Below are 11852 nucleotides of genomic sequence, written 5' to 3' on the forward strand. Positions count from 1 at the left end.
GCAGGAGCCCGGCTTTTTTGGTTGGTGCGGCAGCGCTGGAAAAGGCAAGGGAACGGCTGCAAGACAGGGCGCTCGTGCTAGCTCAGGGCCTTGCGCTTCATGATGTAGTTCCAGATCATGACCACGCCTGTGGCCACCACCTTGGCCAGCATGTAGTGCAGGGCCAGCTTGTCCACCAGCAGCCACATACAGACCTGGTTGATGCCCAGACCGGCCAGGCTCGACCCCACGAAGACCACCTGCCGGGCAAAGCTGCGTGCCGCCTGATGGAAGACGAAGAACACGCAGAGGTAATAATTGACGATGACGGCCACGATGAAGGCCCAGGCGGACGACCAGAGATAGTGGACGTCCAGCACGCTGGTCAGCAGGAACAGCAGGCCGTAGTCCACCAGAAAGGTCAGGCCGCCCACGATGCAGAAGCGGAAGAATTCCGCGCCACGGCTGGCAAGGGACATAAGGGCTCCTTTGGGATTGAGGGCTGCCCTGACTTATCCTGTTCCTCGCCGGGGCGCAAGCCGGACAGGCAGCGGGCGATCAGGGAGCAGGCTGGCCTAGGGTATCGGCGCCGCAGGGCACGGGCACGCAGCGGCTAGGCAGGGCACCGGCCTAAAACAGCCCGCTCAACGGTACTGCAAGCCGCACGATGACCGGAGTGGCGGGGAAGGGACGTCCCTGCCGGGATGTTCCTCCCTCCGGTGCTCCCGGCACCGGGGCCTCCCGGGTTGCGTGGCTTGGGGACGGCAGTGCCTCAGGGACGTGCGGGCTCTTCGTTCGCCCCCTCCGCTCCGGCAGGGCGGATCTGTCCCTTGTCCAGCAGGAAGAGGGGAGCATCTGGCTGTATCTCCCGCAGCAGGGCCGCCGTGTGGGGATGGCAGGTGAAGAAGAGCAGCTGCTGCCGGGGGCCGTACTTCCCCAGGCTGAGATCCCCCAGGATGCGGGCCGTGCGGCGTGCCCGGCCGGGATCGAAGTCCACCAGTACATCGTCCATGATGACGGGCAGGGGGCTGGCCTGCGCCGCGTGATCCTGGATGTAGGCCAGGCGCAGGGCCAGATAGAGCTGCTCCTGCGTGCCCCGGCTCAGCTGTTCCGGGCTGACGGGCTCGCCCTGCGGCGGCATGACCCGCAGGCTGGAATCGCCCACGACGGCGCCCACGTCCTGCCAGGCGCCTGCGGTGATGTCCCGGAAGATGGCCGCGGCACGGCGGATGACACGGGGCTGGCGCTCCTTCTCAAAAGCCAGCTTGGCCCTGTGGAGCAGGGCATGGGCCAGACGGAGGCGGCACCAGGCATGGGCCTGCCGCTGCAGTTCCTCCCGCTGGTCGGCTTCCTGCTGCAACAGCTCGGCCAGGGTCCCGTCCTGCTGCATGGCTTCCACGCGCACGCCCAGGGCAGCGACGTCTTCCGCCAGAGCATCTTCTTCCTGCCGCAGTGCCTCCAGCAAGCGCTGCTGTTCGTCGCGGGCCTGTTCTTCTTCCTCCCGGGCTTCTTCGCGGAAGGAAGACAAAAAGGCCTCCAGAGGCTGGGCCCCGGCCATCAGACGCAGGCTGTCCTCCAGCAGCTGGCGCCGCTGTTCCGTCTGGCGCCGTTCTTCCAGCAGGGCCGCAGTTTGCAAAAAGTCCCTGTCGTCCCGGGCCTCTCCCTGACGCAGCAGGGCGACCAGATCGGCCCGGATGCCATCGAGCTCGCTTTCCGCATGGCGGCAGGCAGTTTCCTGCTGGTCCAGCGATCGGCGCAGGCGGGCCTGCTCCGCGGCACGCTGACGGGCGTCCTCCGCAGCTTCGCACAGCATCTCCAGCTGCCGGAGCCAGTCGGCATCCTGCGGTAGGACGGGCCGCCCCAGCTCTTCCAGCAGGGCCGCCAGAGGGGCGCGCAGGGCCTCCACCTCGTCATGCAGGCGTTGCAGGCGCGAACCCTCCTGCTGCAGCTCTTCTTCAAGGCGCAGGCAGGATTCCATGCCATCCAGGGCGGCATGGACGGTCCCCGGCTCCAGGTCTTCCGGCAGGCCCAGAGAATGCAGGCTTGCGATCCAGGCGGTCCGGGCCGTCTCCAGTTGGCGGGCCGCTTCCTGCGTGTGGCAGCGGCTGTCCTCCAGCACCTTGCGGCAACGTTCCAGCAACCCGGCACTGGTCGCGACCTCGGCAGCGGCCTGCTGATGCCGGGCGCGGGCCTCTTCCGCCTCCCGGCAGAGGGCAAGTCCCCGGCGGACAGCCTCCGGCAAACCGGGACAGGCAGCATCGGAGGGGAGCAGGGCCAGCAGTTCCCGCACGTCCTGTTCCGTCTGCTGCAGCGAAGAGGCCGCATGTCCGGCATCGTCCTCGGCCGTGCGCAGGGCCTCCGCCAGTGTGGCGGCGGTGGCTGCCCGTTCGAAAAGGAGCCCTGCCGCTGCCGGGGCAAAAGCGGTGGCGGTGGCTGCGGGCAGTATGGCCTGCCAGCGTTTTTCCTCTTCCTGTACGGCGGCAAGGAGTTCCTGCTCCTGCGTGGCCAGTCGAGCCAGTGTTTGTCTGACGCTCCTCAGTTCCTGACGCAGCCTGTCGTGCTCCTGCAGGAGCTGATCCAGTTGGCGGCGCAAGCCCTGCTGCTTTTCCAGACGGGCTTCCAGCTCGTCGGCATCGGGGATGTCATTGGTCGTGCTGCGCGTCAAAGGCAGATGGGCAAGGCGGTGCTGCTGTGCCCGCAGGCGGCCGGAGCTTTCTTCCAGCAGCTGGCGGACGCGTTCAGCCTCTTCCCGTCGGCGATGTTCCGCCTTCCCGGCCCTGGGCATGCCGCCTGCCAGCAGGGCGAGCCCGCAGAGCGTTGCCAGCCTGCCTGCCCAGGGCGAGGAGGCCAGCTCGGGCCAGGGGATCAGGTCCGGGGCCCACTGTCCGGCCAGCAGGAGGGCCAGGCCGGGGAGCAGGAGCACGATACCCATGCAGATCAGGGGCAGGCTGCCGCCTGTCAGGGGGTGTGCCAGCTGTCGTGCCTGCTGTGTCAGGCTTTCCTGTCGGACAGTCTCGGCGGCGATCCCGGCCCGGAGCGTACGGCAATGCCGCACGGCAGCGGCAAAACGTTCCAGTGTTTCCTGCTCCGGGGCCGGATGGTGGTCGATGGCCTGGACAAGCGCCCTCTCGCGCTGTTGCAGCTTTTCTTGCTCCTGCCGTGTGTGGCCCTGCTGCTCCCGCAGGCTGCGCAGGCGTTCTTCCAGATGCCCAAGGCGGGAGGCAAGGGACAGCGCTTCGTCCCTGTGGCGGAGCAGGCGCTCCGGCCCGGCAAGGTCGTTTTCCTCCAGATGCAGGGGAGCGCAGGCACGGCAAAAGGCTTCCCGGGCCCGTTGCTGCCGCCGTTGCCAGCGGGGGAGATCGTCCTGTTTTTCCTGCCAGTTTTCCAGAAGGCGTTGCAGGTGGCGCTGCTGTCCGCTGTCCAGGGGCGGCCGGCGGTCGGGCAGGGCCTCCAGACGTTGCTGGTGTCCCTGATGGGTCTCCTCGGCCTGGGCCAGCGCGGCGGCGGCTTCGTCTTCCCGCTGGCGGGCCATCCGCAGGGCCGTCGTACAGGTCGCCAGCGCGGCGGCCTGCCGTTCCAGTTCCTCCCGGCCGAAGACCGAACGGTCCGTGGCCCGGATGCGGGCGCAATCCCAGTCAGGTCCCAGACGGGAGAGCTCTTCCTGCAGGCGGCGGGAGAGCTGTTCCTTGCGCAGACGCGCCAGCGGCAGGTCGGTCAGGGCCTGCCGGTAGGTGGAGCTTTGTTCCGTCAGGGCACGCAAGCGGGGCAGGGCCGCCGCAAGGGCCTGATCCGGACAGAGCTCCCGGAGCTGGTCGCGCGTCCGGGCGCATTGCTCGCGCAGGGCCTGTACGGCACGCCGGCGCTCCTCCTCCCGTTCCCGCAGGCGGGCCAGACGCTCACGCCCCTGCGGCGGAAAATCCTGCGGCAGGCCGGAAAGGCGCTCCAGCTGCATCCCCAGCAGATGCCATTCCCGCCACTGCTCCCAGACGGAAAGACGCCGTTCCGTCCGGCGCAGGCTGGTCTCCAGCTCCGTCTTGCGGTGGCGGAGGTTTTCCAGCTCCTGTCTGCGCTGCTGCCACTGGGCGCACAAGGCATCGTAGCGGCTGCTCTGGGCATCGGCCTGGCGGATACGGACCCGCAGCTCCTGCCAGACGCCCGTCTGGACGTTGAGGGGCAGCTTGCGGCCTTGCGGACGATAGACGGCATCGGCCTGCTGTTGCAGGGCGCGCAACACATCGGCCGGGGAACGCAGGCCCGTGCCGAAGCTGGCCCCGTAGAGGGCATGGCGTATGGCCTCGTCGTCCAGGCTCTCGAAACACTGCAATTCCCCCAGACTGAAACCGAAAACATTGCGATAGACCTGGCGGTCGATGCCCCGGAAGAGCTGCTCCAGCAGGTTTTCCGGCACAGGGGTCCCGTCAGGGCCGGTGAGCTGCAGGCGACCGCTGCCCGGGCCGGGGCGGCGATGCAGGTGCAGCAGGCCGTGGGGACCGTTTTCCAGCGTCAGACTGCCCCCGGCCTGGCCGCCGCGCAAAGGCTGGCCGGCCTGCCGTTCTTTGCGCCCGGAGGGGTAGCCGGTGAGCATGGCCCGCAGGAAGGCCAGACAGGTGGATTTGCCGGCCTCGTTGTCGCCCAGAAAGATGTTGATGCCCGGGCCGAGGTCCTCGGCGCCCGTCTGGGCAAGGATGCCGAAGCCGTCTGCGTGGAAGGACAGGAGGCGCATCACTTTTCCTCCAGCATGTCCAGACAAAGAGAACGGGCTTCGTCCAGCAGGCGCTGGAGCTCCTCCCCTTCCGGCATGGCCAGCATCCCGGCGGGGCAGTGCCGGAACAGGGGCGCCAGCTCTTCTTCGGCAAAGGCGGCCAGCGCGTCGGGCTGCCGTTCGAGGCCTTCCGCCAGACGCAGGGCCTCGCCCAGCAGATCCTGCCGTTGCAGGCAGGCGGCCATGTCCACAGCGGGGGCCGTCTCCACACTCAGATCCTTGATATGGACGGGCAGGGGCAAAGAGGCCTGGTGCAGGCGTTCCCGCAGATCGCGGCAGGTCTCCGGGCGGCGCAGCAGGCTGTCCAGCGGCGTACGTCCCTGCAGGCAGAGGCGCACGACCATGAGCGTGCAGGAGGCGTCAGCGGCCTCCGTGGCCGTGGTCAGGGCCTCCAGCAGCCTGTCTTCCACGGCATCGAGCTGTTCCACAGCGTCCAGACCGATGACCAGACGCTGCCATTGCACCGGCCCCAGCGGCAGGAATTCTTCCCGACAGGAAAAAGTGCCGTCACAGGCTTCCGCAGTGACCAGCAGGCAGCCGCGCGGGCCGCCCTCATTGATATGGAGCCCCTGGGTGTTGCCGGGATAGGCGATGAAAGGACTGCGCGCCAGGATGCGGTGTTCATGCACATGGCCCAGGGCCCAGGCATCCAGACCGGCGGCGCGCAGGTCGTCCAGCGAGCAGGGGGCGTACCTGTCCTGCGAGGGGCTGCCTTCCACGCTGCAATGCAGCACGCCCAGCTGGAAGCAGGCTGCGTCCGGCTGGCGGTGGAAAAGGAGGGCCAGATTGCGGGCCTCCCTGATACGGGCATGGCTGATGCCGTGGATCACGGCCAGAGGGGCCCCGTCCCTGCACAGCACATGCTGCTCGGGCTCCGGGCCGAAGATGGTCACGTTGTCGGGCCAGTCCACGGTCTTCAGCCGCGAGTCCAGCGGGTCATGGTTGCCGTGGGCCCAGAAGACGGGGATGCCGCAGGCCTGCAGGCGCAGGCAGCCGTCGCGCAGGGCCAGCTGGGCTTTGACGCTGTGCTCTTCCTGATTGTAGATGTCCCCGGCCAGGACGAGGAAGTCCGGCCGCAGGCGTTCGCACAGGTCGAACAGGCGTTGCAGGGCCGTGAAGGTGGCGTCGCGCAGCTGCGCTTGCAGGGCCTCCCCGGCATCGGTGCGGCTCAGGCCCAGAAAGGGGGTGTCTAGATGCAGGTCGGCGGCGTGGATGTATCGGAGGCTGTTCATGGCATGTCCTTGGCGTGGGCTCCTCCGGCAGAGATATGTTTTTTCCGGCAGCAGGACAAGTTGCGCGCGTGGAAACGTGTGCGGTTGACGCTGTCAAAGCCCGTTGGTATGACTAGCGTTTATACCACAGGGGGAAAGAATGGCGCGAATCCTTTACGGCATCCACGGGACAGGGCATGGCCATGCCATGCGCGGGCTGACCATCGCCCGCCGTCTGGGCGCACACGAATTTCTGTTCGTGGCCAATGACGATGCCCCCAAGATACTGGAACCCGAATTCCGGGTGCACCGCATCCCCAATCTGGGCACGGTGTTCCGCAACTATCAGGTGGATGTGGGCGCCACGGTGCGCAAGGCCATCCCGCTGCTCTGGCACCGCCGGCGCTATGTGGATGAGGTGCTGCGCCTTATCGACCAGTTCAAGCCCGACGTCTGCATGACGGACCTGGAATACTTCGTGCCGCGTGCGGCCGAAAAGGCAGGGCTGCACTGCCTGACCCTCGACCATCAGCACGTCATCACCTGCTGTCGCCATGGCTGGCTGCCGCCGCGCATGTGGTGGGATCACCTGCTGCAGGGCATCACGCCCCGCTATCTGTTCCGGCCCACGGAACAGAACTTGCTGGTCTCCTTCTACGCGCCGCCGGTGCAGCCCCGCTACCATGCCCGCGTAGTGCCGCCCATCCTGCGCGAGAGCGTGCTGCGTCTCAATCCCCGTGACGACGGCCATGTGGTGGTCTACCAAAGCAATTCCACGCACCGCAAACTGGTGGACTTTTTGCTGCAGGCCACGGACCGGCCCTGTTACGTCTTCGGCTATGACCGGACGGAAGGGCGCGAAGGCAACGTCATCTTCATGAAGAAGAGCGAAGAGGGCTTCCTCAAGCTGCTGGAAGGCTGTTCCTACGTCATCCAGGGCGGCGGCCACACCCTGATGACCGAAGCCCTGCACCTGGGCAAACCCATCCTGAGCCTGCCGCTCAAGGCCATGGTGGAACAGTGCTTCAATGCCCTGTACCTCGAACGTTTGAACTACGGCATGCAGGCCGACATGATGACCCTGGAGCCCGCCTTGCTGCGCCGCTTCGAGGAGCGCCTGCCCGAGTTCCGGGCCTCCATCGCGCGCGGGCATTTCTGCGGCAATGATCTGGTCTTCGGTCTGGTGGATACCTTCATCCGCACCGGCACCCTGCCCGTCTCGGGCACGCCGAAGGTGGTGGAGTAAAAGATAAAACGCCACATCGCGGCAGGGTTCGTCCCTGTTTCCATGATAGTAGAAAAGCCTCTTCCGTATATGCGGAAAGAGGCTTTTTTGCATGGAGAGCCCCACGCATGTGGGGAATACACGCTGCCACCGTACTATGCGCTGGCGTACATCGGCTCATCCCCACGCCTGTGGGGAATACGCTGCCTGCGAAGCCATGTACGAGAGCTACCGCGGTTCATCCCCACGCGTGTGGGGAATACCTTAAAAGCATCATGCCCAAAAAAGCGCACGACGGTTCATCCCCACGCGTGTGGGGAATACCATGTCTCCGCGCATGTGCTGTCCGAGAGTTCCGGTTCATCCCCACGCGTGTGGGGAATACGCTCGGAGACGAATTTTGCCATCACAGCCCCCCGGTTCATCCCCACGCGTGTGGGGAATACTCGTCGGCTTTATCCGCGGCTTTCCTCATACCCGGTTCATCCCCACGCGTGTGGGGAATACGCACTGCGAGCTCGCGTTCCATTCTGAGCAACAGGTTCATCCCCACGCGTGTGGGGAATACCTTAAAAGCATCATGCCCAAAAAAGCGCACGACGGTTCATCCCCACGCGTGTGGGGAATACCAGGGAATCAAGGCGGGCAGTTATGGTGCTGACGGTTCATCCCCACGCGTGTGGGGAATACATCGTGCCGCGAGCGGCCGGCAGTGTGCTTTCCGGTTCATCCCCACGCGTGTGGGGAATACGCAGGACATATGGCGGGGAAAAAGCGTCGTGACGGTTCATCCCCACGCGTGTGGGGAATACCTGCGATTTGTGGTGTCTTCCAGCTATACCGCCGGTTCATCCCCACGCGTGTGGGGAATACCTAGCGATGATACCTTTGATCTTTTCTGCATACGGTTCATCCCCACGCGTGTGGGGAATACTTGCCGATGCTATCCGTAATGCTGGTATTAAGCGGTTCATCCCCACGCGTGTGGGGAATACTGCCAAGGACTCCGGCAAGCTGGCCTTTCCCGCGGTTCATCCCCACGCGTGTGGGGAATACAACCGTATTATGACCCTCGAACAGGCAGAAAACGGTTCATCCCCACGCGTGTGGGGAATACTGTTGGCAGCCGTCGCGGAACTGGAGGTCCAGCGGTTCATCCCCACGCGTGTGGGGAATACTTGACCTCAACGCCGGAATTTGCCACAAAGGACGGTTCATCCCCACGCGTGTGGGGAATACGCGCACGAGGTCTTTGTCTACAGTGGCCGAACCGGTTCATCCCCACGCGTGTGGGGAATACGACGACGTAAGTATGCCGACCTCCAAAGCGTCCGGTTCATCCCCACGCGTGTGGGGAATACGCAAGCCTCATTTCCCCCTCCCCCCCTTCTCTCGGTTCATCCCCACGCGTGTGGGGAATACGGCGGCGGCCTGTTCGGCGGCTGGGGCGGCAACGGTTCATCCCCACGCGTGTGGGGAATACTCGCTGCCGGGCGCCAGATGGAAAAAGCGGAGCGGTTCATCCCCACGCGTGTGGGGAATACCCACAAGCGCAGTCATCCATGCCGCATAAAACCGGTTCATCCCCACGCGTGTGGGGAATACTTCGCCGTGACGCTAACAGGGTCACGTGCATTCGGTTCATCCCCACGCGTGTGGGGAATACGGCCTTTTCGTCAGGTAAGACGAGGATATTGTCGGTTCATCCCCACGCGTGTGGGGAATACAATCCGTTGGGCTCCGTGGGATGCGACGTGACCGGTTCATCCCCACGCGTGTGGGGAATACTCTTCAGGAAGATGCAAGAAATAACAGACTGTTGGCAGAGCTCCAGCGTGCTACCGAGCCATGCGTGCTGCAAGCCTGCTCCGATGACGATAAAAAGGGGAAGGAGCTTTGTAAAGCGGCTCCTTCCCCTCGTAAAACACTGCCCGGCAGGGCAGTCACGCTCTCTTGATGTTACATGCCCAGATAGGCGGAACGCACGTCCTCGCTCTTGAGCAGGTTCTCGGCGCTGTCGCTGGTGACGATGCGGCCGTTCTCCATCACATAGCCGCGGTGGGCGATGCGCAGGGCCTGGTTGGCGTTCTGCTCCACCAGGAAGACCGTGGTGCCGTTGGCGTTGACGCGCTGGATGATCTGGAAGATCTGCTGGATGATGATGGGCGCAAGACCCAGCGAGGGTTCGTCCAGCAGGAGCAGCTTGGGCCGGGCCATGAGGGCGCGGCTGATGGCCAGCATCTGCTGTTCGCCGCCGGACAGGGTGCCGCCGGTCTGCTTGCGGCGCTGGGCCAGGATGGGGAAGAGGTCGAACACATAGTCCATGTCTTCCTTGATGCCCTGCACGTCGTTACGCAGGAAGGCGCCCAGGTCGAGGTTCTCGCGCACGCTCAGGTCGGGGAAGATGAGGCGGCCTTCGGGCACCTGCGAGATGCCCAGGCGCACGATCTCGTGCGGAGGCAGCTCGTGGATGGGCTCGCCGTTCCAGAGGATCTCGCCCTTGCGCGGCCGGTTGATGCCGCAGATGGTCATGAGCGTGGTGGACTTGCCGGCGCCGTTGGCACCGATGAGGGTCACGATCTCGCCGTCATCCACGCGCAGGGAAACGTCGCGCAGGGCCTGGATGTTGCCGTAATAGGTATCAATGCCCTTGACTTCAAGCATCTTCGCTTTCTCCCAGATAGGCCTGAATGACGCGCGGGTTGCTGCGCACTTCCGCGGGAGTGCCGGCAGCGATGCGCGAACCGTATTCCATGACATAGATGCGGTCGGACAGGGACATGACCATGCCCATGTCGTGCTCGATGAGCAGGATGGAAAGATCCCGGTCCGCGCGGATCTGGAGCACCAGATCCTTGAGCTCGTTGGTCTCCTGCGGGTTCATGCCGGCGGCGGGTTCGTCCAGCAGCAGCATGCGGGGCTCGGTGGCCAGGGCGCGGGCGATCTCCAGACGGCGCTGGGCACCGTAGGCCAGGTTGCAGGCCTTTTCGTTCCACAGGTCCTGCAGGTGCACGGTCTCCAGCAGGCTGTAGGAGATGTCGATGGATTCCTGCTCTTCACGGCGGGTGGCGGGGTTGCGGGTCAGCGCGCCCCAGATGCCGGCCTTGGTGCGGCAGTGGCGGCCGATCATCACGTTTTCCAGCACGGTCATGTCACTGAACAGACGGATGTTCTGGAAGGTGCGGGCCATGCCCAGCGCCGTGATGAGGTGGGGCTTGCGCCCGTTGAGCAGATGCTTCTCGCCGTTGGCGCCGTACAGGTGCACGGTGCCTTCCGTGGGCTTGTAGATGCCGGTGACGCAGTTGAAGAAGGTGGTCTTGCCGGCGCCGTTGGGGCCGATGAGGGCCACGATCTCGCCTTCGTTGACGGTCAGGTCCAGCTCGTTGAGGGCGCGCAGACCGCCGAAGTCACGCGTCAGGCCCTTGACTTCAAGGACGGGTTTCATGCGCGTTCTCCTTTGTTGCCGCCCTGCAGGGCAGTGATGCGGTAGCGGCGGCGCTCACCGGTGACGAGGCCCTGGGGCCGGAAGATCATCATGATGACCATGATGGCGCCGAAGAGCAGCATGCGGTACTCGGAGAAGGCACGCAGGTATTCGGGAGCCAGGATGAGGATGGTGGCGGCAATGACCACGCCCACGATGGAGCCCATGCCGCCCAGCACCACCATGGACAGGATCATGGCCGATTCCATAAAGGTGAAGCTGGCGGGGTTGATGAAGGTGGTCTTGGCCGCGAAGATGACGCCGGCGAAACCGGCCCAGCAGGAGCTCAGGGCAAAGGCCGAGAGCTTGACGCGGGCCAGGTCGATGCCCATGGCCTCACAGGCGATCTCGTCTTCGCGCAGGGCCTGCAGGGCAAGGCCCACACGGGAGTTCTTGAGGCGGCTGATGACGATGATGGTCAGGATCACGGCCAGCAGCACCAGATAATAGATGAAGATGGTGTTGGCGGCGATCTCCAGCTCCTGGCCGAAGAAGGAGGGGCCGGGGATGTTCTTGATACCGCCGGAACCGCCGGTGAGGCTGGTCCAGTTGAGCAGCACCAGGCGCACGATCTCGCCGAAGCCCAGGGTCACGATGGCCAGATAGTCACCGCGCAGGCGCAGCACGGGGAAGCCCAGGGCCAGACCGAACACGATGGCCATGAAGCCGCCCACGGGCAGGCAGGCCCAGAAGCCCAGGCCGAACGCCTGGTTGAGCAGGGCGTAGGAATAGGCGCCCACGGCGTAGAAGGCCACGTAGCCCAGCACCAGCTGGCCGGCGATGCCCACGGCGATGTTCAGGCCCAGGGCCAGGATGACGTAGAGCATGGCCGAGATCATGATGTTGGTCTGGTAGAAGGAGCTCACCAGAGGCATGGCGATCATGACGGCCAGCAGCAGGCCGAGGCTGGTCAGGCGGGTGGTGGTATTGCGGCTGGGCAGGGTGACCAGGCTGTGCAGGCCCTTGCCCAGGCCTTCAGGCAGGCGGATCAGCGGGATGCCGCGGGCCTTGCGGCTGAAACACCAGTTCCAGAGCATGGAAAGGAAGAAGATGGCCACGCCCAGCAGGATGACCCTGTCGAACTGCCATTCCACGGTCTGGTCGACGCTGTTGAGTTTGATGCCCATGACCGGGAAGGTCAGGAGCATGAACCAACAGGCAGCCAAAAGGGCTTTTGTAAGATATTGCATC

Annotated in this window: 7 protein-coding genes and 1 CRISPR repeat array; of the genes, 1 reads left to right on the plus strand and 6 read right to left on the minus strand. The window is 65.0% G+C overall.

Annotation, left to right across the window (positions count from 1 at the left end):
* Positions 1-77: 77 nt before the first annotated feature.
* The 3 genes from DESPIG_RS00075 to DESPIG_RS00085 form a co-directional block, all read right to left on the minus strand.
* Complete coding sequence (locus tag DESPIG_RS00075; protein ID WP_006003486.1) at positions 78-458, minus strand: GtrA family protein; 381 nt, start codon at positions 456-458, stop codon at positions 78-80.
* 293 nt (positions 459-751) lie between these two features.
* On the minus strand, positions 752-4702 hold the full coding sequence (locus tag DESPIG_RS14440) for an AAA family ATPase (protein ID WP_006003488.1): 3951 nt from the start codon (positions 4700-4702) through the stop codon (positions 752-754).
* Positions 4702-5973, minus strand: coding sequence for a metallophosphoesterase family protein (locus DESPIG_RS00085; RefSeq protein WP_006003491.1), 1272 nt, complete (start codon positions 5971-5973; stop codon positions 4702-4704). The genes DESPIG_RS14440 and DESPIG_RS00085 overlap by 1 nt, the downstream gene beginning before the upstream one ends.
* Positions 5974-6112: 139 nt before the next feature.
* Between DESPIG_RS00085 and DESPIG_RS00090 the strand changes: the two genes are divergently transcribed.
* Entirely contained in the window at positions 6113-7198 is a 1086-nt protein-coding gene (locus DESPIG_RS00090; protein ID WP_006003493.1) for a glycosyltransferase family protein, read from the plus strand.
* A 152-nt stretch (positions 7199-7350) separates the two neighbouring features.
* Positions 7351-8965: direct repeats of the CRISPR family, unit length 29 nt; unit sequence CGGTTCATCCCCACGCGTGTGGGGAATAC.
* A gap of 171 nt (positions 8966-9136) precedes the next feature.
* Here DESPIG_RS00090 and DESPIG_RS00095 read toward each other — a convergent pair.
* The 3 genes from DESPIG_RS00095 to DESPIG_RS00105 are packed head-to-tail and all read right to left on the minus strand — an operon-like array spanning position 9137 to position 11851.
* Positions 9137-9841, minus strand: a complete 705-nt coding sequence (locus tag DESPIG_RS00095; RefSeq protein ID WP_006003506.1) for an ABC transporter ATP-binding protein — start codon at positions 9839-9841, stop codon at positions 9137-9139.
* Positions 9834-10622: an ABC transporter ATP-binding protein gene (locus tag DESPIG_RS00100; protein WP_006003508.1), complete on the minus strand. Its 789-nt coding sequence runs from the start codon at positions 10620-10622 to the stop codon at positions 9834-9836. Before DESPIG_RS00100 ends, DESPIG_RS00095 begins: the two co-directional genes overlap by 8 nt.
* Positions 10619-11851: an ABC transporter permease subunit gene (locus DESPIG_RS00105; RefSeq protein ID WP_040368947.1), complete on the minus strand. Its 1233-nt coding sequence runs from the start codon at positions 11849-11851 to the stop codon at positions 10619-10621. Before DESPIG_RS00105 ends, DESPIG_RS00100 begins: the two co-directional genes overlap by 4 nt.
* Position 11852 lies beyond the last annotated feature (1 nt).

The organism is Desulfovibrio piger ATCC 29098, from assembly GCF_000156375.1.
Classification (GTDB): Bacteria; Desulfobacterota; Desulfovibrionia; order Desulfovibrionales; family Desulfovibrionaceae; genus Desulfovibrio; species Desulfovibrio piger.